The sequence below is a fragment of the Methylotuvimicrobium sp. KM1 genome (assembly GCF_044788715.1).
In the GTDB taxonomy this organism is placed as follows: domain Bacteria; phylum Pseudomonadota; class Gammaproteobacteria; order Methylococcales; family Methylomonadaceae; genus Methylotuvimicrobium.
This window is the reverse complement of the sequence record NZ_CP173170.1, coordinates 662,544-686,749: the sequence shown is the minus strand read 5'-3', so window position 1 is coordinate 686,749 and position 24,206 is coordinate 662,544. Positions and strand designations below refer to the sequence as shown.

Annotated in this window: 19 protein-coding genes; 6 read left to right on the top strand and 13 right to left on the bottom strand. The window is 48.8% G+C overall.

Annotated features, from left to right (window positions below):
• Nucleotides 1-152: 152 nt before the first annotated feature.
• The 12 genes from pgsA to rlmH all read right to left on the bottom strand — a co-directional run bounded on the left by pgsA (nucleotide 153) and on the right by rlmH (nucleotide 15,453).
• The gene (gene pgsA / locus ACINK7_RS03045; RefSeq protein ID WP_404359831.1) at nucleotides 153-716 is read right to left on the bottom strand and encodes a CDP-diacylglycerol--glycerol-3-phosphate 3-phosphatidyltransferase; all 564 of its coding nucleotides are present in this window, start codon (nucleotides 714-716) and stop codon (nucleotides 153-155) included.
• A complete protein-coding gene (uvrC, locus tag ACINK7_RS03040) occupies nucleotides 706-2,547 on the bottom strand; it encodes an excinuclease ABC subunit UvrC (RefSeq protein ID WP_404359830.1) in 1,842 nt (613 codons plus the stop codon). The genes pgsA and uvrC overlap by 11 nt, the downstream gene beginning before the upstream one ends.
• Complete coding sequence (locus tag ACINK7_RS03035) at nucleotides 2,544-3,185, bottom strand: uracil-DNA glycosylase (RefSeq protein WP_404359828.1); 642 nt, start codon at nucleotides 3,183-3,185, stop codon at nucleotides 2,544-2,546. The genes uvrC and ACINK7_RS03035 overlap by 4 nt, the downstream gene beginning before the upstream one ends.
• A 729-nt stretch (nucleotides 3,186-3,914) precedes the next feature.
• Complete coding sequence (gene pmbA, locus ACINK7_RS03030; protein WP_404359826.1) at nucleotides 3,915-5,246, bottom strand: metalloprotease PmbA; 1,332 nt, start codon at nucleotides 5,244-5,246, stop codon at nucleotides 3,915-3,917.
• Between the two features lie 140 nt (nucleotides 5,247-5,386).
• Complete coding sequence (gene tldD, locus ACINK7_RS03025; protein ID WP_404359824.1) at nucleotides 5,387-6,826, bottom strand: metalloprotease TldD; 1,440 nt, start codon at nucleotides 6,824-6,826, stop codon at nucleotides 5,387-5,389.
• A gap of 8 nt (nucleotides 6,827-6,834) precedes the next feature.
• Entirely contained in the window at nucleotides 6,835-7,470 is a 636-nt protein-coding gene (bamC, locus tag ACINK7_RS03020) for an outer membrane protein assembly factor BamC (RefSeq protein ID WP_404359822.1), read from the bottom strand.
• 145 nt (nucleotides 7,471-7,615) lie between these two features.
• Complete coding sequence (locus ACINK7_RS03015) at nucleotides 7,616-8,425, bottom strand: carbon-nitrogen hydrolase family protein (RefSeq protein WP_404359821.1); 810 nt, start codon at nucleotides 8,423-8,425, stop codon at nucleotides 7,616-7,618.
• Nucleotides 8,426-8,524: 99 nt separating this feature from the next.
• On the bottom strand, nucleotides 8,525-8,647 hold the full coding sequence (locus ACINK7_RS03010; RefSeq protein WP_404359820.1) for a hypothetical protein: 123 nt from the start codon (nucleotides 8,645-8,647) through the stop codon (nucleotides 8,525-8,527).
• A gap of 344 nt (nucleotides 8,648-8,991) precedes the next feature.
• Nucleotides 8,992-12,810 (bottom strand): YhdP family protein, encoded by a 3,819-nt coding sequence (locus tag ACINK7_RS03005; protein ID WP_404359819.1) that lies wholly within the window; start codon nucleotides 12,808-12,810, stop codon nucleotides 8,992-8,994.
• A 149-nt stretch (nucleotides 12,811-12,959) separates the two neighbouring features.
• The gene (gene rng, locus ACINK7_RS03000) at nucleotides 12,960-14,414 is read right to left on the bottom strand and encodes a ribonuclease G (RefSeq protein WP_404359818.1); all 1,455 of its coding nucleotides are present in this window, start codon (nucleotides 14,412-14,414) and stop codon (nucleotides 12,960-12,962) included.
• Nucleotides 14,411-14,986 (bottom strand): Maf family protein, encoded by a 576-nt coding sequence (locus tag ACINK7_RS02995; RefSeq protein ID WP_404359817.1) that lies wholly within the window; start codon nucleotides 14,984-14,986, stop codon nucleotides 14,411-14,413. The genes rng and ACINK7_RS02995 overlap by 4 nt, the downstream gene beginning before the upstream one ends.
• A complete protein-coding gene (gene rlmH, locus ACINK7_RS02990; protein WP_404359816.1) occupies nucleotides 14,983-15,453 on the bottom strand; it encodes a 23S rRNA (pseudouridine(1915)-N(3))-methyltransferase RlmH in 471 nt (156 codons plus the stop codon). The genes ACINK7_RS02995 and rlmH overlap by 4 nt, the downstream gene beginning before the upstream one ends.
• Before the next feature lie 177 nt (nucleotides 15,454-15,630).
• Between rlmH and ACINK7_RS02985 the strand changes: the two genes are divergently transcribed.
• The 6 genes from ACINK7_RS02985 (at nucleotide 15,631) to ACINK7_RS02960 (ending at nucleotide 21,415) form a co-directional block, all read left to right on the top strand.
• Nucleotides 15,631-16,398: a hypothetical protein gene (locus ACINK7_RS02985; protein ID WP_404359815.1), complete on the top strand. Its 768-nt coding sequence runs from the start codon at nucleotides 15,631-15,633 to the stop codon at nucleotides 16,396-16,398.
• A 212-nt stretch (nucleotides 16,399-16,610) separates the two neighbouring features.
• Nucleotides 16,611-17,627, top strand: a complete 1,017-nt coding sequence (locus tag ACINK7_RS02980; protein ID WP_404359814.1) for an AAA family ATPase — start codon at nucleotides 16,611-16,613, stop codon at nucleotides 17,625-17,627.
• Nucleotides 17,628-17,744: 117 nt separating this feature from the next.
• A complete protein-coding gene (locus ACINK7_RS02975; protein ID WP_404359812.1) occupies nucleotides 17,745-18,578 on the top strand; it encodes a DUF58 domain-containing protein in 834 nt (277 codons plus the stop codon).
• Nucleotides 18,568-19,485 (top strand): hypothetical protein, encoded by a 918-nt coding sequence (locus ACINK7_RS02970; protein ID WP_404359811.1) that lies wholly within the window; start codon nucleotides 18,568-18,570, stop codon nucleotides 19,483-19,485. Before ACINK7_RS02975 ends, ACINK7_RS02970 begins: the two co-directional genes overlap by 11 nt.
• Nucleotides 19,476-20,489 carry a VWA domain-containing protein gene (locus tag ACINK7_RS02965; protein ID WP_404359810.1) on the top strand — a complete coding sequence of 338 codons (1,014 nt, stop codon included), beginning with the start codon at nucleotides 19,476-19,478 and terminating at the stop codon, nucleotides 20,487-20,489. Before ACINK7_RS02970 ends, ACINK7_RS02965 begins: the two co-directional genes overlap by 10 nt.
• Before the next feature lie 59 nt (nucleotides 20,490-20,548).
• Nucleotides 20,549-21,415, top strand: a complete 867-nt coding sequence (locus tag ACINK7_RS02960; protein ID WP_404359809.1) for an ion transporter — start codon at nucleotides 20,549-20,551, stop codon at nucleotides 21,413-21,415.
• Between the two features lie 649 nt (nucleotides 21,416-22,064).
• Here ACINK7_RS02960 and ACINK7_RS02955 read toward each other — a convergent pair.
• Nucleotides 22,065-24,203 carry a 3'-5' exonuclease gene (locus ACINK7_RS02955; protein WP_404359807.1) on the bottom strand — a complete coding sequence of 713 codons (2,139 nt, stop codon included), beginning with the start codon at nucleotides 24,201-24,203 and terminating at the stop codon, nucleotides 22,065-22,067.
• Nucleotides 24,204-24,206: the final 3 nt, after the last annotated feature.

Sequence of the window (24,206 nt, the reverse complement as noted above, 5' to 3'; positions counted from 1 at the left end):
TATCGAACAAGAAAGCGCCAAAAAACTTCGAAGACGGCTGTTCGAATTATCATATCCCATACGAAGATAAGGTTTTAAATTAAACCTCAAACAGTTGTTTATTACAACACTCTAGTTTCGATCCGCTACGTTAATAGCGAACAGATTTTTTTTTAACCTTCTCCAAACACACTCCATGCGGCTTTCAAATAGTTAATCATCGACCATAACGTCAATATCGCCGCCAGATACAGCAACACATATCCGGATGTCTTAACGGGGATACCGACGACATCCTGTCCGTACAATAAAAACCCGATCGCGGTCATTTGCGCCGTGGTTTTCCATTTACCCAGTTGCGAAACTTTGACTTTAGCGCGCTGCCCCAATTCCGCCATCCATTCGCGTAACGATGCAATCGTAATTTCGCGCCCGATAATAATCGCCGCAGGTAAGGCTAAATAAGGCGAACCGTCTTGTTGTACAATCAAAACCAGTACGATCGCCACCATCAATTTATCCGCAACCGGATCCAAAAAAGCGCCGAAGGGCGTTTCCAAGCTCATCTTACGGGCTAAATAACCATCCAACCAATCAGTGATACCGGCCAAGATAAAAATGCTTGTCGAAGCCAAGTTGGCATATTCCCAAGGCAGATAAAACACCACTGCAAGCAACGGAATTAAAACAATTCTCAGCAAAGTCAGATAGGTCGGAAGATTAAATTTAATGGCCATTTGGGTTATGAAATTGTTCGTAAATTCGTTGCGCCAAGTCCTTACTTATGCCTGCCACACTCGCTAAAGCATCCGCGCTGGCACCGGCAACGCCTTGCAAACCGCCGAATTGTTTTAATAATAATTGTCGGCGTTTCGGTCCCAACCCTGGAATGTCCTCCAAAACGGATTGTTTTTTGGTCTTACCGCGCCGCTGCCGGTGTCCGGTAATTGCAAATCGGTGTGCTTCGTCGCGAATATGCTGAATCAACAACAACCCCGACGCACCGGGCGTTACATCCAAAGGCTCCACCTGATCGGTCAGCAGTAGTTTTTCCATACCGGCTTTTCGATCCGGCCCTTTGGAAACTCCGACTATCATAACATTGTTTATCTCTAAATCCGCCAATGCCTTTTTCGCTTCAGCAACTTGCCCTTTGCCGCCATCGATAAACAAAATGTCGGGAGCCTCATGTTCGCCTTGCTTGAGCCGTTTATAACGCCGGGTAACCGCCTGATGAATTGCCGCATAATCGTCGCCGGGCGTCACACCCTTGATGTTGAAACGCCGATAAGCCGATTTTACCGGCCCTTCCCTATCGAACACAACACACGAGGCTACGGTTTGATCGCCCTGGGTATGGCTAACATCGAAGCATTCGAGGCGCTTCGGTAATTCCCGGCAACCTAACTCCTCCTGAAGACTCAAAAAACGCGCATAAATACCTTGCCGGTCGGCCAATTTGCTTTGCAGCGAATGCTCGGCATTGGCCAATGTCATTTGCAGCCATTTTTGGCGTTCGCCGCGTACCTTGGACGTAATTGTAACGGCATGTTTGGCATAAGCTGCCAGAACTTCAGCCAGTAGGCCGACTTCTTCCGGCTCGTGACTGACGATCAATTCATAGGGCACCGTCTTGTCGAGATAATATTGTGCGATAAACGCCTGCAAAATTTTGCCGGGCTCATCTTGATCGGACAATTTCGGAAAAAACAACTTATTGCCGAGATTCTGGCCCTTGCGAATAAAAAACACCTGAACGCATGCCACGCCTGCTCGCGTAGCGCAGGCAACGATATCGACATCGCCCCGCTCGCCATGCACAAAATGCTTTTCAAGAATTAAACGTAATCGGGCGATCTGATCCCGAAAACCCGCCGCTTTTTCAAAATCCAAGGCCGCCGAAGCATTTTCCATTTTTTCGATCAAACGACCAATCAATAAATCGCCGTTGCCTTCCAAAAACAAAATACTATTTTCGACATCGACCGCATAATTGCTTGTATCGATCAAATCGACACACGGCGCGGTGCAGCGTTTAATCTGATGCTGTAAACAGGGGCGCGTTCGATTGCGATAATAAGAATCTTCGCATTGCCGGACCGGAAATATTTTTTGCAATAATTTCAGTGTTTCCTTGACCGCGCCAGCGCTCGGATAAGGCCCGAAATATTGCCCCTTCTTCTTTTTCGCGCCTCGATGAAAAGTAATCCGGGGAAAATCCTGTTCGGTGGAAATAAAGATATAAGGATAGGATTTATCGTCCCGCAAACAAATATTGTAGCGGGGCATGAAACGTTTGACCAACTGGCTTTCGAGCAACAAGGCTTCGCCTTCGGAGTTGGTTACCATGACTTCTATCGACGCCAACTGCGCAATCATCGCCTGCTGTTTCGGCGATGCGGTTTGCGTCCGAAAGTAACTCGACACGCGGTTCTTGAGGTTTTTAGCCTTTCCTATATAAATGATTTCGCCTTTTTCATTCAGCATTTTATAAATCCCCGGCCGACCGGTCAGGGTTTTCAAAAAGGCGGCTACATCAAATTCGGCAACAGGCACAACAAAACTCAATGATCGAACAGCCCGGCAATTCGGCGAAAAACATCGTGAAACATTTCCTCGGTCAAACGCTTGGTTTGCACGTTATAACGGCTGGAATGATAAGAATCAACCAGATATCGCGAATTAGGCAAACGATGCAAGCGATTATGGCCGAACGGTGCATCTTTTAATTTTAAACCACAGGCTTTCAAGACGGCCTGATGCGCGATACTGCCCAGCGCCAGAATGACCGTTCCTTCAGACATTTGCGCTATTTCGGCGTTTAAATATCGATTGCAGGTATTGATTTCCAAACCGGTCGGTTTATTTTGCGGTGGCAGGCATTTAACGGCATTGGTGATGCGGCAAGCGGTTAAAACCAAGCCATCCTTTTGGCCTTCTGAAATGGGGCGATTACTGTAACCGAATTGGTATAACGCTTGGTACAACAAGATTCCGGCATAATCGCCGGTAAACGGGCGCCCCGTTGCATTCGCGCCATGCATGCCCGGCGCCAACCCGACCACCAACAATTTCGGTTGTTCGTCACCGAACGGAGCAACCGGTCGGGCATGATAATCGGGATACTTGCGTTTCACCTCGCACAAAAATTCGTCCAAGCGTCCGCAATCCCTGCACTCTTGATTAAACATTTCGTTAGAAGCCATAGATTTGATTTAATAAAAAGCGGGCATTTAACCGAACGCTCATGAAGGTTTGACAATCGCCTCGGCAAATGAAAGTTCTCTGGTGGTGGAGGGTGCGGCGATGTAACTATTCAGTCCCCCGGAAATTATCGTTCCCACGTTCTGCGCTCATCGTTATACATAAGTCAAAAATTACCTTTTCGCAATCTTAACCAACGAGACCTCAATACCATTTATTGTCACTTAACACTCGCGGATCGCCTAGCGCTAGGCGATCCGCGTAGGGTACGCTGTGCGTACCATGGTAACCCCGCAATGTTCATGTGACAACCGAGCCGCCAGGGCACGGCTTTGGTACGCGCAGCGTACCCTACAATTTATGTATACCTTTCGCACTTCAAATTTCGGCAGTGCCTAAGGAGGCACCGGGGTGCTCGGCAAAGGCTTTGCCAGCATGGATGCTGGCATAGAGCCTACATGGATGTATTTACCCAGCCCCTAAATTCCATAGCCCATCGGTCATGGTTAATAGTCTTACTAATTTAGGGGCTGGGTCCTTTGACGGGCCCCCGGTGCCGAATTTTGATCTACGATGATAATATAACGATGAGCGCTCTGCGTGGGAACGATAGGGGGCGTGAATAATTACCCGGCTATAGGTCGAGTCGAAACCGAGACATTCGATTTTTCGATTGAAAAAATAAATGGTATTACAAAGCGACGCACTATTTTTAATCATCGCCGATTGTCTTATTCCCCGGCGATCGACATGCGCTCGATCAAAACCGAACCGGTGCGTACGTTGCCTCGATAATCGACATCATTACCGACCGCGACGAGATTTTTAAACATATCTTTCAAATTTCCGGCAATCGTAATTTCCTCGACCGGGTATTGAATTTCGCCGTTCTCTACCCAGAATCCGGCCGCGCCGCGCGAATAATCGCCAGTCACCATTTTAACGCCCTGCCCCATCAATTCGGTTACAAGCAGTCCGGTACCGAGTTTTTTCAGCATGCCGGCAAAATCATCGTTTCCGCTATCGACGATCAGATTATGAACGCCCCCGGCATTTCCCGTACTTACAAGACCGAGTTTCTTAGCCGAATAAGTGCTCAACACATAGTCCTTTAAAATACCGTCCGCAACGATGTCCCGAGCTCTAGTTTTGACGCCTTCGGCATCGAAAGCAGCGCTGCCGAGAGCACCAACCATATAAGGTTGCTCGTGAATATGCACGAATTCCGGAAATATCCGTGTATCCAATGCATTGAGTAAAAACGACGATTTACGGTATAAGTTACCGCCGCTAATTGCGCCGATTAGCGATCCGAACAAACTGGAAGCCACTTCAGCCGAATACAAAACCGGACATTGCCGCGTGCTTAAGCCTCGCCCCTGCAAACGTCTAACCGTTCTTTCGGCTGCTTTTCTGCCGATGGAGTCGACCGCCTCGAGCAAGTCAGGATTCCTGGCAACGCTATACCAATAATCGCGCTGCATACTGTCGCCGCGTTGTCCTAATACTGCGCAACTAATCGAGTGACGGCTCGATTCGGAACCCTTCAAGAAACCTAAACTATTGCCCAAAACCCGAATGCCTTGGTGACTGGTGACCGTTGCGCCTTCCGAATTAGTAATTTCGGTTGAATAAGAACGTGCGGCATCTTCGCAGGCTATCGCCAACTCGATCGCACGATCAGCAGCGAGAGACCAAGGATGAAATAGATCCAAGTCGGGAAATTCGGTTGCAAGCCACTCTTGCTCGGGCAATCCTGCATAAGGATCTTCGCTGCCATAGCGCGCAAAACTACATGCGGCGACAACCGTTTCCTTGATCGAAGCATTGGATAGATCGGTGGTACTCGCCGAACCTTTACGCTGCCCGAAATAAACGGTCACTCCCAAGCCTTGATCGCGATGATGCTCTATCGTTTCGACATCACCCAAACGCGCGGTCACCGACAAGCCGCTATCGACACTCAAACCCGCTTCCGCAGCGGTTGCGCCCTGCAGCTTCGCTTCATCTAAAATGCTTTGGACCAAATTTTCCAATCGACTGATTTCTTCCCGGTTTTGCAAAATGATTCTCTACTTAAAATTAAATCGATATAGTCAACGGTAAGCAGTGAGCGGTAAGCGGGGAACCGAACAACGACCTACTATCTGCTTACCGCTCACCGCTCACAGTTTACCGCTTACTGTTCACCAATCACCAACCATCAGATACTCGTACCGCCGACCGTCAACGCGTCGACTTTCAAGGTCGGCTGGCCGACGCCGACCGGAACGCTTTGCCCATCCTTCCCGCAGGTCCCGACACCACTATCGAGTTCCAAATCGGTGCCGACCATCGACACCCGAGTCAGAACATCCGGCCCGTTGCCGATTAACGTGGCGCCTTTTACAGGTCGCGTCAACTGGCCGTCCTCGATAAGATAAGCCTCGCTGGCTGAAAACACGAATTTTCCCGAAGTGATATCGACCTGTCCGCCGCCGAAATTTTTTGCATACAAACCTTTTTTGACCGAGCGGATAATCTCTTCAGGATCGTGCGGCCCCGGCAACATATAGGTATTGGTCATGCGCGGCATCGGCAAATGCGCGTAAGATTCGCGCCGACCGTTACCGGTCGGGGATACGCCCATCAATCTGGCATTCAATCTATCCTGCATGTAGCCTTTCAATATGCCGTTTTCAATCAACACAGTTTTTTCGGTAGGCGTGCCTTCATCGTCTATACTCAACGAGCCGCGACGTCCCTCGAGCGTGCCGTCATCGACCACGGTACACAAATCGGATGCAACCCTTTCGCCGACTCGTCCGCTAAAGGCCGATGTCCCTTTACGGTTGAAATCGCCTTCCAGACCATGCCCAATTGCTTCATGCAATAAAATGCCCGGCCAACCCGACCCCAAGACTACAGTCATGCTGCCGGCCGGCGCATCGACGGCATCCAGATTAACCAACGCTTGCCGAACCGCTTCTCGACCGTACTCCAGTGCTTTATCCTGGTCTACGAACATGCCGTAATCGCAACGCCCGCCGCCGCCCATGCTACCCTGTTCGCGGCGTCCATTATCCTCGACAATGACACTCACGTTCATACGAACCAACGGACGGATGTCGGCAGCCAATGTACCGTCTTGATTAGCGACTAAAACATTTTCATGAAGACCGACTAAGCTGATAACCACTTCTTCAATACGGCTATCGAGCTTGCGTGTCTCTCGGTCGACTTTATGCAACAGTTCGACTTTTTGCTGATCCGCTAAAGATTTGAGCGGGTTGACAGAATGGTAATATCGAGGCCATGCGGCTTGCTTGGAAATGGCCGTACGCGCATTTTGTCCTTGTCGGACAATGGCTTTGACATTACCGGCCGCTTCGAGCAAGACCGGCAATTCAATTTTATCGCTATAGGCGAATCCGGTTTTCTCGCCGACGACGGCACGCACACCGGCACCTTGTTCGATATTATGACTGCCCTCTTTGATGATGCCGCTTTCCATAACCCAGGATTCGTAATGACTGGATTGAAAATAGATATCGGCGGCATCGACCGGAACACTGAGCAAACTGCTCATGACTCGCTCGATATCTTGTTCCTGCAAGCCTGCCGGCGCAAGAATCGCTTGTTTCGCTATATTTAAAATTTCCATACTGTCTATTATTGCCGTTGATGTTTCGGTATGCCGTCTCGCAATTTCTTATAGAGCATCTGCAGCAACCGGTCTGGCCCGTCTTTTTTAATGTCCTCGAGCGGTTCTGACGCACCTGGTATGGACGGATTTTTTTCATCTTGTTCAGTCACGATATCCGCAGTAATTTCCGACGCGGATTGACCTTCGGATAACTGCAACGAATAAATTCGCTCGATATAATCGTCGTCTTTAAATAACCAGCCCAAAATGCCTTTCGCCTCGTTCTCGTCGGGATCGAAGCGGACATAGTAATAACCGGCATCGCGATCCCTATCGGTAATTTCGATGCGTTGCTGATTTAGGACTAACTCCATTATGAACCAAGCTTTTTCAAAAGGTTCTTTGATAATTAGCTTGGTTCGTAGCGCCGATTGTTCGATCGCAACTTTATCGCCTAAGCCTTGTTGAATCGATAACGTTGTCAACACAGGATCGACCGATTTTTGTAAACTCTGCTCGCCCGATGCGCCCTCGAATTCCGGCGGTCGCTCCAAATGTCCGGTGTCCCGATAACGGACTTCAGTTTCGGAACAGTTCGCCAGAACCGCCGACCACAACAACACCCCGCAAAATTTAAGGATGGTTCTATTCGATGGCTTCATGACATTTAAAGCAATGTAACCTTAAAATTTGATTTTTCAAGAATATTCTCTCTAAGCGCCAAGCCGGAGGGAAAGATAAGCGATGAACATAATTCCTATCAGTTCACAGCTAACCACTGACTGCTTACCAAAAACTAATCGAAATTTAAATTTTTCGATGCTGTAAAGCGGGGAAAGACAATCGAACTTTTTCCAAGCGTTCGCGTTCGATATCGGCGCAAACGAAGCCGCCGCCATTCTTATGACAACCTAAAACCACTCCCCACGGATCGACTATCATCGAATGCCCAAAGGTTTTACGACCGTTAATATGAAAGCCGCCCTGATTCGGTGCAATGACATAACATAAGTTTTCAATCGCTCGCGCTCTCAATAGGACCTCCCAATGCGCGGCACCGGTTTGTGCAGTAAACGCCGAAGGCACCAACAAAATTTCGGCGCCTTTCGCTACCAAATTACGGTAAAGTTCGGGAAAGCGCAGATCATAGCAAACCGACAGCCCCAACTTTCCGAAAGGTGTATCGACAACAACGGGGGCATGTCCGGGCTCAATCGAATTCGATTCGCGGTATTCTTCCTCGGTATCGGGTACGCTGACATCGAATAGATGTATTTTGTCATAACGCGCAACGCGCTCGCCACGGTCGTTATAAACCAAGCAGGCAGCTCTAACTTTGTTATCGTTATCGCCGGCCAAGGGGATCGTTCCACCGACAACCCAAACTTTGTATTTGAGTGCGGTCGACGCTAAAAAGTCTTGTATCGGACCATTCCCGTTGACTTCCTTGATCGTTAACTTATCGGTCTCGCTTTCCCCCATCAAGGCAAAGTTTTCCGGCAATACAACCAATTTCGCTCCGGCATTTACCGCTTCACCGATTAATTTGTCGGCTTCTAAAAGATTCGCCCCCACATTGGGACTCGATGCCATTTGTATGGCGGCACATTTACTCATTTAAAGACTCTTTGTTTAATTTTTAACTCTTACTGTGAAAGTTCATTAATTGAAACTCTTTATCTAATTTTTCGATATGCAAAACGTTGCGGTGATAATCTAGGTTTCGAAGAGGGTGCGGTTGCTCGACCGGCGGGCGTCGGCGGCAGGGCAGATTTTTGCTCCTGCAAAATCTGCATTCACGCCATCCCTGGCGTTCAGATAGCCGCCGTCGAGCCACATGGACGTATTCACCCAGCACCTAAATTCCATAACCCATTGGCTATGGTTAACTATCTTGGATAATTTAGGTGCTGGGTTCACGGCGTCCTGTCGGGCGTGTGACCGCACCCTCACTCACCCCGAACTTTCATTTGCCGGGGGCGATTGCCTGGCCTTCATGAACGTTATTTTATATCCGTATAGCGCAAAATCCTTAATCCTAATTTCGCTAGCAGTCCACGAAATACACGAAAGCAATCATACAGTTACATAAATCTCTTGAATCACCCATCAGGTGAGCAACTTGAAAAGTATAACTATTTGAATATTTTCGTGTGCTGCGTGAACAAAATGCTTTTTATAGGTTAATCGCTATTTTCCGTCCACGGAAAATCGGTAAGTCCTTGCCAGGTTTTGTTAAACAAACCGTCGCCTTCACGCAAAGGAATTACCTGCGGTTCTTCCCAAGAACCTATGATTCGGTATTGAGACCCGAAAAAAAAGCCCTCCTGGTAATCTTTCGTCACTGCCTTGGCAATCAAACCGGCTAAACGGCCGACAATTGTACCAGCAATGGGAACCGCATCGGAACTTTTAGGCACGACCCGAACTTGTTGATCCAGCGTTTTATCGTTCAAATTGGCGTTCCCGGAAAGCGTTATTTTTGCCGGCACGGCGTCGACTTCTAAATTTGTGGTGCTGGCAATGCCATCGGCAAAATGAATACGCCCCTTGATACTATTGAAGGTTAACCCTTCCTCGTAAACATCGCGAAAATCCAATTGCAATCGCTTAACCCACTGTGAAAACGCTATGATACCCAATACTCGCCCCAATCCGGGTTCTATGCTGAGCAATCTCCCGTCGTTTAACTCGATATCCACTTTACCTCGTAAGCGCTCCAATGAAAATTGATAAGGAGCCGCGTTCCAATTTAGATCGAGTTTTGCGGCAATACGGGTTTCTTTCATACTTTCATAAAGCCCTAACTCATTAAGCAACCGACCGAACTGCCGACCGTCGAAAGTACCTTTTAACTCAGTTGTTGAGCCAAATCCTTGATTGATCCAACGCCCGGTCAGATTCATTGTTTCATTTCTATCGGAAATGGTAAGTCGCTGAAAATGCAAGCCTTGAGGCATACGTACGGTTCGCAACACCAATCGTCCCATATCGCTTGAGCGCCAAATCACTTTTTCGCTGTCTATATCGAATAAAGGTACTTTTTCCATGAGGTTATCGGTACCACTTTCCAATTTAATGCGGCTCATCGCTGTCAGATCGATAAACTCCATGGTCATCCGTATGCTATCGTCGCCCGACCGGTCAACCGGTATACGCAAATTCCCCTTGGCCGCCGAACTATCGATTTTACCTACCCAGAAATTGCCGCGGCGCGTCAACATTAAATCCAGCCGGCCCAAGTCCATAAATTGATTAATTAGCTGCCTGGTTCTTATTTTGATTTCGTATACAGGCATCGACTCGTCTTTTGCGACACCGTCCCTATCGATAAAACTTAGCCATTCTTCGAGATTCATCTTATCGCGATTCGCTTCTAGCTTAATAACCGGAGCATCCGGATAATCCGCTACACCGACCCCGAACAGAAAATGCCCCGAATGCAATGCCTGCTCCGCTATCTCAATCTTAAATGCGGCATTCAGCTGATTATCGTAATTTAATCTAACCGGCAACAAACGCTCGTCGCTCAAGTCAAAAACCAGCGACAAGGGGCGCGACTGGTCTTTATCTTTTCCGAGTCCGTCGGGTAAGATTAATGACAAGCCCCTCAAACCCGAATTGATCGTCATTTGAGTTGTGCGATTGTCTTCGGCCGGTAAGACCAATTCCAGTCGGTAATCGGTATTGCCTTCAACAAGCCCCCACCATGGCAACTTAAATTGATTTTTCAGATTCTCAACGGCGCTTTCTCCCGCGACTTTAATCGTGGTTTGTTTCGGTTCGCTTTCGATATTCACTCGAATCGGGCTCCCCAACGCGACCGCCTGTATATTGTCGGCGAAAAGCCCCTGTCCATTAAATCTTAAAACCCCTTCGATATTGCCGACCGGCAAATCGAATGAGTGGACAACGAGCGAGGCATGATCGAACGTAGCTTCGCCATCGACCATAACCGGTTTCAGCCCCACTAATGGGATATCGAGATCGAGTTTAACAGATGTGTTTCCGGTAGGCGTTACTGCGGTTCGCAACGCACCGACCGGTGAACCGATCGGAGTTTGCTGTAGAAAATCCAACGCGTGAATAATACTGCCCTCGGCGACGCCGCTGACCAAAAGATTGGGCTCAACATTCAGCATCGGAATAGTTATTTCGGCTTGCCTAATCGAGCAATTTGCAGTTTCGGCTTTCTTGATGTCGACCTTGAGCGACGCTCCGTAAAACAGCGCCTGCGCATCAACTTTGGTTAAATTTGGCCATTCCGGGTCGTAATTCAACGTCATATCGGAAACATCGAACAAGACTTCGAAAACGCCCTGACTTTCGGCGAAAGGGTAACTCTCCAACTCGCCGGAAAACAACAATCCGCCTCGCGGAATACTGCCTGAGATAAACGCGCGGTCTAACCAAGAGAAAGTATCGGGATCGATACTCCCCACCGGAAGGTAATTTTTAACCTGACCAAGATCGGCAACCGAAAAAGTACTTTGTAATTCAAGTACGGGCGAGGCTTCGCTTTTGGGCAGTGTTAAAAACAAGCGGCTAATCGTTGACCCCGCCGGCACATCTAACCGTATTTGTTTGCTGAAAACAACCCAGGCATCGGGCGTTTGCCGCCAGTCGATCCGCCCTTGCAGACGTTCGAACGATAGCGCTTGCCGAAACACTCCATTCGGCGCTAACTGCGATTGACCGGTCATCAATTGCACCATGCCGCGCTCGTCATTGCCGCGGATATGTCCGGTTATACCGGAAAATCCCGGAATGGAATCGAACCCGGCAAATCCTAAACCGGAAAATAGACCATCGGCGGCAAAGCGCTGACTGTCAATATCGACAAAAAGCGTAAAATCTTCCACATTTCCGGACAACTTGAGTGCCGTCAAACGTTCCGCCTGTTCAGCCGGCAATAAACCTGGCCAAGCCACCAGCTCGGAAATATTCATCATATCCAGACGATGCGCCGACAATGCCAAGCTCTTGAACGCATTTTCTGGATCTCGCTCAACAGCCAAACTGAACTGCGTGTCGGTCCAAGGCCGCCGATTATCTTCTACGGCCAATCGAGCAATATCCAGCGCCAAACGTCGACCATCATCGCGCCACCTAAAGAGCGTTTCGAGTCTATCCAGCACTAAAGCACTCTTTGCCTTGAACTGCAATGCTACGCGCGACAAATTAATTTCGGCGACCGCTTCGAATATTTGACTTTTTTGCCAATACGTCCAAAGCTTCAGATCGCCCACCCCGGATTCAATACTAATATCCGATAGCGATTCGCCCGCCATAATCTCGGCCAAGTCAATCCCGGTTCCTTCAAAATACAACTTGCCGTCGATTTTACCGGGTTCGAAAAAATTGCCATTCAATTCCATCGACACGCGCAATGTATGACCTAAATTTTCGGGTAAGCCCGCCAACAAATGAATTTGATGTCGACTCCCGTCGTTATTGATCACCAAATCGACTCGTTCGAATTGAATGGGTTTGCCGCCACGCATTTCATCTTGCCAAGCGATACGGCTATGCAGCAGCTCAAACTTCCCTCCTTGCAGCAACCACAATGGATAATCGGTCTCGCCGCCGGCTTGTAAACCGACTAGTGTGAAACTACCATCCGGTTTTCGCTGTATCGACACATCGGCACCGATAATCGATATCCATGATGCCCTCCAAATTTCTCGCGTCCAAAGAACACGCCATAAACTGATATTTAAGCGAATCTCTTCAAAATTAACCGGCGTCGAGAGGCTTTTGCCATCCTCATCCAACACATTGATATCTTTTAGCATTAACGTCGGCGTGATGCCTCGCATACCGGTCTTTATTCGACCGATTTGAACCGGGGCATCGATCAGCGCCCCAATTTCTCGCTCTAATTCGAACTTATAACTTTCCAGCCCGCTCATTAATACACGGACTGCCGTCAAGCCTAATGCCGAAGCAATCAAAGACCAAAAAAGCAGAATTCGCGTGGCCCGCGTAATGTGATGAATCACTTAGCTAAAAACTCGTTAATGCGATATTGAAAACGGCTCAATTTAAAAAGATCGATGATTCGATTCATCAGGACAATCCTCCTCTTCCCTACTCCCTACTCCCTATTCACTGCTAACTGCTAACTGCTAACTGCTTGCTAAACAGCCTATCATAACAACACCACATCATACTGCTCCTGATTATATTCGCCCTCGGCCCTAAACTTAATCTGAATATTCAAAAACGCCTCGAGTTCCGCAAGCATATCGGCTTCCTCATCGAGCAACATTTCAACGACTTCGTTCGATGCCAATACCATCAGTTTCCGAACTTTGTATTGCCTGACCTCGCGAATGATCTCGCGGAAAATTTCCAGACATACCGTTTCGGCGGTTTTCAACACACCGCGCCCGCCGCAAGCCGAACAGGGTTCGCACAAAATATGCTCGAGACTTTCCCGAGTCCTTTTACGGGTCATTTCGACCAAGCCGAGCGTGGAAACCTCGGTAATTTTGGTCTTCGCATTATCCTTTTCCAAATGCCGCTCCAAGGCTTGCAAGACTTGTTTTCGATGCTCATGGCTCTGCATATCGATGAAGTCGATAATGATAATGCCGCCTAAGTTTCGCAATCGTAGTTGGCGAGATATCGTCTGAGCAGCCTCCAAATTGGTCTTAAAAATCGTCTCCTCAAGATTACGCCCGCCGACATAACTGCCGGTATTGACATCGACCGTCGTCATCGCCTCGGTTTGATCGAACACTAAGTGTCCTCCTGATTTCAACATAACCTTACGATCCAGCGCACGCTGAATTTCCTCTTCGACGCTGTAAATATCGAAGACTGGACACTCGCCGGTATAATGTTCGATCACATCGACAATATCGGGCACGAAAATCTTTGCGAATTCGATTAGCTTGAGATAAGTTTCCTTAGAATCGACGCGCACCCGCTCGATACCTTCTTTGTATAGATCCCTCAACGTTCTGACACTCAGCGGCAAGTCCTTATGAATGAACTGCTTCGGTTGCGCGCTATTAATGCTTTCCGAAATTGTCGTCCAAAGCTTGAGCAGGAAAGTCATATCGGAATACAAAACCACTTCCTCGACGCATTCGGCTGCCGTACGAGCAATAAATCCGCCACATTGGTTTTTTTCGCGAAACGATTCAAGACAAGCACGGAGCCTAGCACGCTCGGCATCGCATTCGATCCGTTGAGACACGCCGCAATTATTGGCATAGGGCATATAAACCTGAAAACGCGACGGAATCGAGATTTCGGTGGTTAATCGCGCGCCTTTAGTACCGATTGGGTCCTTGGTCACTTGCACGACGATATGTTGCCCCTCGTGCAGATAGCTTTCGATATTCGCCGATCCTTTTTTTTCCAAATCCTTGCTGCATAAATCGGATAGGTGCAAAAAGGCAGCCCTGGACAAACCAATATCGACAAAAGCCGCTTGCATGCCGGGCAATACTCGGCAGACTTCACCCTTATAGATATTACCGACCAAACCGCGTTGTCGGCTACGCTCGATAATCAGTTCCTGCAAGACTCCGTTTTCGATGACGGCAACGCGTGTTTCCGGCGGCGTGACATTGATTAAAATTTCTTCACTCATTTGAAAATCGTTATCCCTTGTTTCGCTAAAAGTTCAGCCGTCTCGAACAGCGGCAAACCAACCACGCCGCTAAAACTGCCGGTAATCGATTTGACGAACACGCCGCCTAAACCCTGAATCGCATAAGCACCCGCCTTGTCGACTGGCTCGCCGCTATGCCAATAGCGGATGATTTCATCTTCGCTGATATCACGAAAACTGACCTCGGTAACATTGACGGCTTGCCAGTGCTCGAAGCCTCTGAGCGATATTGCGCTAAAGACCTGATGCGTCCGTCCCGACAAAAAGCGAAGCATGGCCAGGCAATCGGCCTTATCCTTCGGCTTGCCCATAATCCGTCCGTCCAAGATCACCGCCGTATCAGCGGCCAGAATCGGCAGCCTTGCCCCACTCCGCTCCAGTGCTACGGCCGATTTTTCGGCAGCGATACGTCGAACATAAGACAATGGCGCCTCACCTGAGTAAGGCGTCTCATCGATATCGACCGGAAACACCTTAAAACTGACTCCGATTTGCGTTAACAGTTCCTGACGGCGCGGAGACGCCGAAGCCAATAGGATTTGCACACTCATTCGCGATGATAGGGATGGTTATTTAAAATACTCCAGGCGCGATAAATCTGTTCGGCAACAATCACACGCACCAATGGATGCGGAAAAGTCAGCTTGGACAGACTCCAGGATTCGCGCGCCAATTGTTTCGCATCATCGGACAATCCTTCGGGTCCGCCGACCAATAAGGCGACATTCCGCCCGCTTTCGAGCCATCGTTTCAAGGCAACCGACAATTCCGGCGTCGACCAAGATTTTCCGGGGACGTCCAAGGTCACGACATGCGCGTCTTTGGCGATTGCCGCGATCATTTTATCGCCTTCGTCCTTGACGATACGGGCCGAATCGCTATTTTTACCCCGCTTGCCCGGCGGAATCTCCTTGAGCACCAATTCGCACTCTCTCGGCAGTCGCTTAGCGTATTCATCATAACCGGATTGTACCCAAGCCGGCATTTTATTGCCGATAGTAATCAGTTGTATTTGCATGCACGGAGCATACACAGAAGCCTTGGAGTGCGCAATAAACAAACGCTATCGTTTAAATGAGACTTATTGAAGAAAGCCTTTTAGAATGGAAACCGTTGCAGTAAAAAATAGCCCTTCTATATATCAGGCATTTTAACGGTTGGACTATAATTTCAATTTTTACGACCAATCTGAACCATGGCTACCAGTTCCTTTTTCGAGCAGCTATTCAAATGGGTTTTCATCGTCAGCGCATTACTGACAGTCCTGCTTTATTTCAAAAAAGACCATTTACCGGAGCCGAATTTTTACGATCTCGGTTATCTCGAAGAACCGGCTCAAGCCAAGATAAAGGCCGAGCCGTTCAAGAGCCGAGTCAACGATCAGGAATATACGATCACGCCTTTGTATGACTATGAGTTACACGGAGTCGTCGTCAGTTACAGCGACGCCGATGCGTTCACCAACATCTGGCACCACAAACGCTGGCATGATTTTATAAACTTTCGCGACTTATGCGTGATCTGGGGTAAAAATGTCGGTTCCGGCGTTTACCGGCAAATGAAGTTTCATAACGATAGCTGGACATGCTGGGCTTCCTGGCAAGACTACGAGACCGGGGCTTTATTCAAGATGAACTCACTGTCGAACAATCATTTACTGACCGACAACGACCGCATCAAAAAAGCGCTGATGTCCGCAGAACCGGGCGATCATATCCGTTTCAAGGGCGTATTGGCCGAATATGCCAACAAAAGCAATAATTTCTTTCGCGGCACCAGCATTACCCGAGACGACACCGGCAACGGCGCCTGCGAAACGGTTTACTTGGAGGAATTCGAAATCGTCAAAAAAGCCAACCGGGGCATTCGCAAACTTTACGGCCTAACTCAATGGTTGACCATCGTTTCTTTTTTCGGTTTTCTTATCTTCTTTGCGATTGCACCGGTTAGAATCCGGCATTGACCGGAGCAATTTATTGACAAACAGGCTTTGATGACTTTATTTTCCACTTCCTGACGCGAACCCTAGCGCGGGGCGGTTTGTTTTGACCGCGGTCGAAAGGCGTAGGACAGCGCACTCCGTCTTACCAAGGAACTAAAGCTTCACTCAAAATCCATATCCGGTTAACCTTTGCCCAATTAACTCTACCAACAACACTTAAACTAAACACCACAATGACCGACCGAAACCTAGCCGATTGGCATAACCGCGCCGCACTGTTCGAACAGGAAATCAACAAAGCCGTGATCGGGCTCGAACGCCCGGTACGGCTCGTCACGACCGCGATATTCGCGCGCGGCCATGCGATGCTCGAAGGCGATGTCGGAGTCGGAAAAACCACCTTGCTTAGAGCCGTTGCACGCGGCATTGGCGGCGCCTACGAGCGCATCGAAGGCACGATCGACTTGATGCCTAACGACCTGGTCTACCACACCTACATCAACGAAGCCGGCAAACCGCAGGTCGACCCCGGCCCGATATTGAAACATGGCGAGGAGCTGTCGACCTTCTTCTTCAACGAAGTCAACCGCGCCAGACCCCAGGTCCATTCATTGCTGCTGCGCGTGATGGCCGAAAAATCGGTCACGGCGTTCAACCGCGAACATTACTTCCCACATTTGCAGGTCTTCGCCGACCGCAACCGCGTCGAAAAAGACGAAACCTTCGAAATACCCTCCGCGGCCCGCGACCGTTTCATGATGGAGCTAAAAATCGAAACGCCCGAAGACCCGGCCCTGCAGCGCGAATTGATGTTCAATCCGAGATTCTACGATGTCGACGCATTGATCGAGACGATACAGCCGGGCATCCTCCCCTACCGTGAATTGAACGATATCAGCCGGCAAATTCAGCATCACATTCAAGCCAGTGAAACCTTGCAAAATTATGCCTTGCAACTTTGGCAGGCGACCCGTTTTCCGAAAGACTTTTCGATTGTATTGGACAACGTCGACATGGACCGGCTAATCCTGGCGGGGGCCAGCGCACGCGGCGCCGGAATGCTGATGCGCGCGGCGCGCGTGACGGCATGGCTGAACGGACGTACGCACGTCTTACCGGAAGACATCCGCGAAATTTTTCATGAAACGATCGCGCACCGGGTGTTTTTCAATCCAACTTACGAATTGAGACGCACACTGCTCGCCGAACAGCTCAGCCAAAAAATACTACAGCAGGTAGCAGCGCCCTAAGAAAATTTGCACCAGTCCATTTGTACGCGAAACTTAATCGGATGATGCTCTAAGAATTTTATTATTTATCTATCCGCTCACTGCTCACTACTAACCGCTTACTACCACAAGCCAACAATGCTCGAAGAATTTCATTATCAACTGCCTTGGCGCACCGCGAGCGCGCACCCTGGCCGTCATGCCGGCAAACACAGCGGCGGCGAACACGAGTTTCACGGGCATGCGCCGTTGATTGCTCGTCCCGAAGCGCACAATATCGATATTCATGCCAGTCTGCTCGACCCGTTCGGCCAATTCATGGTCAGGACTTTTCGCCAGCGCGGCTTGATTTCGGTCAACATCATTGCAGACTTATCGGCATCGATGAGCTTTCACGGCAAAATGAAAACCTTGGCACGGTTTACCGAATTGACGGCTTATTCGGCCTATCGCAGCGGCGATCATTTCGGCTTTTTCGGCTGCGGACAGGATTTACTGCCAGACTTTCATCTACCGCCGCGCTGGTATAAAGGCGGCGCCGCCGAACTTGTAGACCGGCTCGGGCAATTCGACCCCGGCGACAGCCATTGCCGAAGCCTGCTCTCGATCGCCGAATATTGTCCCCGGCATCGCTCTTTGATTTTTCTAGTCTCCGACTTTCATTTTCCATTGCATGAAACCACCCAGATTTTTGATTCGCTGTTGAAACACGACGTGATACCGGTCGTATTATGGCACCCTCAAGAGTATCGCAATCTGCCGGAATGGGGCCTGGTGCGCCTGGAAGACCCGGAAACCGGTAAAGACCGGCAATTACTGATGCGTCCGGCGCTGAAACGCAAAATCATCGCGACATTCGAAGACCGGCAAGAACGGCTCAAGCATTTGTTTACGCGCTACGGCCGCCAAGCGTTTTTTCTCGACGACACCTTTCAGGCCGACCAGCTCACCCATTATTTCTATGAACAATAAACGCTTTGCTCATTTTTACTTATGGCTATTGCTGTATTTATCGGGCGCCATGACCGCAAACGCGGCCAACATTGAAATCGAACTCGATACGCCGCGCAATTACGGCTACAGCCTTGGCGACAAAATCACCTTGACGGCCCATATCGGGGTACCGTTATTCTATACACTGGAATCCGGCTTTCTGCCGACTCCTGGCCCGATCAACGAATGGCTTAGCCTTGATAGCATCGAATCAATACCAAGCAAATCGGGGAAAGACTACTCGCTTGCGATCACCTATCAGGTCTTCAAGAGCGTGCGCGCCACCGAGGAATTGACGATCCCGCCATTGCCGATTCGCTTCATGCACCGAGGCAAGCCCGAAATTGAAACGCTTCCGCCTTGGACTTTCAGTTATCATCCGCTGATTCCAAAAAACAAAGCGGATCGCGACATCGAGCCCGAATCGGAAGCGCCGCCGCGCCTAATCGATGCGACTTCGCACCGCCGCGCCTTGACTTATTTGCTCGGGGTATCTTCGATTATATTGCTCTATATCGTGTGGTTTTACGGCAAAATCCCGTTTCTCGAACGTTACAGCGGCTCATTCGGCAAAGCCTGCCGGGAACTCAAAAAACTCAAAAAGTTGCCGCAATCGAAGGCCGTGACCTTACAAGCCTTGCAATGCTTTCATCATGCCTTGAATGAACTGGCCGGCGAAACGCTATTTGCCGGACAATTGCCTGGCTTTTTTCAACGTCATCCGAAGTTTTTACCGCTTCGAGAAAGGACCGAAGCTTTATTCGCGATTTCGCAACAACTTTTCTTTGCCGAACCCGTTAGTGAATTACCGGCAATAAGTCCGACTCAAGTCGAGAAACTGTGCTTGCTATATCGGAAGCTCGAAAGGAGCGGCCGATGGATTTAGCGCTAAGTCATCCGTGGGTATTGCTGTTTTCACCGCTGGCCTTACTGCCGTTTTTCGGCAAGCATCTACCCGCGCTGCGTTATTCCAGCCTGTCGGTATTGCCGTTCGACCCTTTGTCGTTTTTGTTGTTTACACTATTGAAGTCGATCGGCGCCGGCGTCATTCTGTTGTTGCTGATTGCGCTGTCGGGACCCTATCTCAAGGAGCAAACCGTGCAACGACTCGGACAGGGCGCCGAAATCGTCATCCTACTCGACCGAAGCGCGAGCATGAACGAAAACTTCGCCGGCCGTTATTTCGGCGGCGCGGCAAAAGAAAGCAAAATCGCGATTGCCCGGAACTTACTCGGCGATTTCATCAAACGCAGAAAAGACGATTTTTTCGGCATGATTTCGTTCAGCACAGCGCCCATTCATGTCATGCCGTTGACCCAAGACAAAACCGCGATTCTAGCCGCGATCGACGCGACCCGATCGCGCGGCCGAGGCGTCACCAACATCGCACCGGGTCTCGCGATGGCGTTGGACTATTTTCAGGAACGTCCGTTGACTGGATCGCGCGTCATTTTACTGGTATCGGACGGCGCCGCGCGCATCGATCTCGAAACGCAAAGCACGCTTGCCCAGTTGTTCCATCAATACAAAGTCATGCTGTATTGGGTTTATCTGCGCGACGATAGAAGCCTCCCTCTCGATAGCAAGCCGGCCAATGCAAACGAAACCACCTCGCCGGAATATTTTCTGCATCAGTTTTTCCAAAGCATCGGCATTCCGTATAAAGCTTTCGAAGCCCAAAACCCGGAAGCGCTTCAAAACGTCATCGACGAAATCGGACGACTGGAAAACAAGCCGATTCAATACACCGAAAAGATAGCCCGGCAAAGCCTCGCAGAGTATTGTTATCTACTGGCAATCAGCGGTATTTTGATTTTGCTGTTTGCCCGCTATTTCGAGATAAAGTCCGAACGCCATCTATTCGAATCGAATTCTTTCTCCAACCGATAACCTTGTCGTTAGCGGCTAAGGTAGGCCCTCTTGTTGATTAAAACCCCGAAAACGCCGCCATGACCACTCAATCGCCTATGAAACGCCCCCGCATCCATGAAGAAAGCCCAACCTCGGCTTGGCGGCAAACCTTGAACCGGATCATTTTCGGCGCAGAAACCAAAGCAGGAAAGGCTTTCGACGTTGTTTTGATCATCATGATCTTACTCAGCATCGTCGCAGTTATGCTCGATAGCGTCGAAACGATACGTAATCAGTATCGACAACTGCTCTATTTATCGGAATGGTTTTTTACGCTGTTATTCACGCTCGAATATATTTTACGCCTACTTTCGGTACGCCGCCCCTTGCTGTATGCCCGTAGTTTTTTCGGCTTCGTCGATCTGCTCTCGATCCTGCCGACTTATTTGGGACTGCTGATTCCCGGCGTCGGATATATGCTGACATTGCGAATCTTACGATTGCTGCGCATATTCAGAGTATTGAAGTTATCCGAATACATGCGCGAAGCTAACGTTCTACTGATTGCACTAAACAATAGCTTTCGAAAAATTGCGGTATTTTTGTATACGGTCTTGACGCTGGTCGTGGTATTCGGCGCTCTGATGTATATCATCGAAGGTAGCGAAGCCGGTTTCACAAGTATTCCCAGATCGGTCTACTGGGCCATCGTCACGATCACCACGGTCGGTTATGGCGACATTTCGCCACAAACCGCATTAGGACAATTACTCGCCTCGACTATCATGATCATGGGCTACGGAATCATCGCCGTGCCGACCGGCATTTACAGCGCGGAACTGATGAAAAGCCAAAAGCAAAGCCGAATAGACAACAGACCGTGCCCCGATTGCGGCGCGACCGGCCACGACTTCGACGCCGTCTATTGCAAATATTGCGGGCACCGGTTGGATGAAAATGAGTGAGATCCTAAGCTATTGTTCAATGTCTAAACATCAACTAACCTTGGATAACAACGTTCGTCAATAGATGGATAAGGAGTTTAAGGATATTTTCAATTTGAATTGTGAAGAAGGCGTCAAGACGGTGATCGATTAAGCGCAAACGACGCAGAAATGGGGGCGTAACCGGCATTAAGCGCCAGGCGAAGCGTGCCCAGCAACAGAACGCCCATTGATCCAGCCGGGCCACCCTTTGTCTAGTGACACGATGCGCGTTTGCTCACTGGCCGTTTGGATTGGTGCTACCTCCTTGAGGAGATTGAAGATAGCATCGCGTAACGGGTGTGTGCAGTACAGGTGCTGCAGGCCTAACAGTAGCAAGGGAATGTCGTCTCATGAAGTGACATCAATAACGATGTCGGCAATGTCGATTTTGACCAATGCACAGCCGGGGTGATAAGACGTTTCTCATGGGTTTGTGTCCAACGAAGTTTTAACAAATTGGGGCGGTGATTGGGGTTAATGGCTGGCTAAACTTTAAAATGCGAAAAATAATAACATTAACTTTCAACCGGTTAGTTGAAATAGGCATTTTTCACGCCAATTAGATCGCCGCCGCTAATCTTTTTGCGTTTATTTTAAAATAACTTATTGTTTTATATTAGCATTTAAATTACCGTTCGAGCACTAAATAGCGGCTAGCTTTCCCATGCGAAGAAATACTTAAATATTTAATTGCACGGGTAGCTGCAACATGAAATAACGCTTTTTCGCTTTGATTCCTCAGAGTAGTTTCAGTTAAATCCTTTGTGACAGTTCCTAAATTTAGTGGAACAATGCCATCGTTGATAGCAACCATAAATACGGCTTTAAATTCCAAGCCTTTTACTCGGTGCATAGTAGCCAAACGAATTCCGGGTAGATTTCTGTTGTCTGGGGCTTGTCTGGATAATTTTCGGATTTCGATACCCATCGATTGAAGCTGCAATTGGAATTCATCTAGGAGGTGATTGGTTCTTGCAACCAGACAAATATCTTGTGACAGCATTCCGCTTGAAATCAACGACTCGATTTTTTCGCCAATCCACTTGGATTCATCGCTTATCGAACTGAAGTGATGTACATCAGGATAATCTCCGTGCATCAGGGAACGATAATCCATCAACGAATCCAGGGAGTCATCCATGTCATCAATCGGAATCCCTTCTAATATCCGCGTCGCAAAGCGTCGAATTTCCTCGGTAGTACGGTAATTGATTCTCAGTTTTTTACCTCTGCCCCGGATATTGATGCCACATTTTCCTAACACAGCTTTACGGTGATAAATCCGCTGGTGGCCATCGCCGACAATAAACAGATCGTCTTCATTTTCGGGTACTAAACGACGCAATAACACCAGCATTTCCGGCCCGAAGTCTTGTCCTTCGTCTACCACAATTGAACGATAACGTTTGATATGGCTATCCGAGTCGAGTATGGCGATGATGTCAAAAGCGGCATCTTCGATAGTCGTTAACTTTCGTTGCGTCAGTTGGATACGCATTTCCTCAAACACAGGCCAACTATCAGCACGCTGCTTTCTAGTAAGAGGTACGCCACGCCCAATGCGACTGGCGGTTAAATACGCATGCCTAGAGCGAATCGATTGCGGAAGAATCACGCGTTCCCATTCCTCCCGAAAAAAACTCGGAGTTAATCCTAAACTTGGGTTAATAAGTCCTTCAGCCAAAGACCAACATTGTTCATATTCGCTATCCTTGCCATTGGGATAAACAACACGTAAGTTGTATTCCAAACGCTTTAGACAATTTACAACCCAGGCATCGATATGTTGCACATCAATTCGTTGAAATTCTTGAGTTGAGCAAATTTTCCGTAAATTCTCTTGAATATCGACAGCTAGATTACTGGTAAACGTTGTAAATAGGATGCGTTCACTCGGACCGGTCAGTTGGCTAGCCAGCCATTTTGCACGGTGCATGGCGACGACCGTTTTACCCGTACCGGCACCGCCGAGGACACGAACAGGACCAGACCAATGTCGCGCGATCAATCTTCGCTGCGAAGGATGCAGAAATACCCGCCATTTTTCCAACGGAGCTTCCAGCATCTCTAATAACTCCATTTCATCGCCAACCACGTAAAAACGACGGCGAGATGCATCTTGATTGAGGGCTTCGGCAAAATCTTCGGTATTGACGTCTTTTGCTGCTGTTTTTGAGGCGTAATCGAGTAATATGTCGTCTAGCGGTGTGCCAGCTGCGAGTAAATAAAGCGCCTCAAACGCTTCAATCGGCAGCGTTTTTTCTATCGATTCCAAGTCTTCTACACAAGTCAAATCCTTGATTCGCGGTAAATCTTCAGCAGGGACGCCTAGACTCAACAACGTATCGTCCGACAAATCAAATAACCGAGGTGTTGTGTTTGCGGTAGCTGGAACTTGACTGCGTTCAATTTCCGGTTGATCGCTTTGTACAATTTCGACCAACTGCAAAGTCCCCGTCTGCGGATGAATATGACAGCGATGGGAACGAGCCCAGTCATAAGCATCATCATGTTTGTCGACCCACAGCAAAATATAAACATTGCCTTGGGCAGGTTTCAGGATAATGCCTCGATAATCTTGGTCGATGCGAACTGAACGGAAATTTTGATCACGCACATCGTTAATTTTTTCGTAATTGATGCCATTGGCTGTAGGGTTGTAGCGAAACTTGGCCACAAACTCCATCACCTTTTTTTGTTTTGCTTTTGGGATCCGGGCAAACGATTCCAGAAATCCGTCACCAATAGCTATTTTCAAATTTTCCATTCA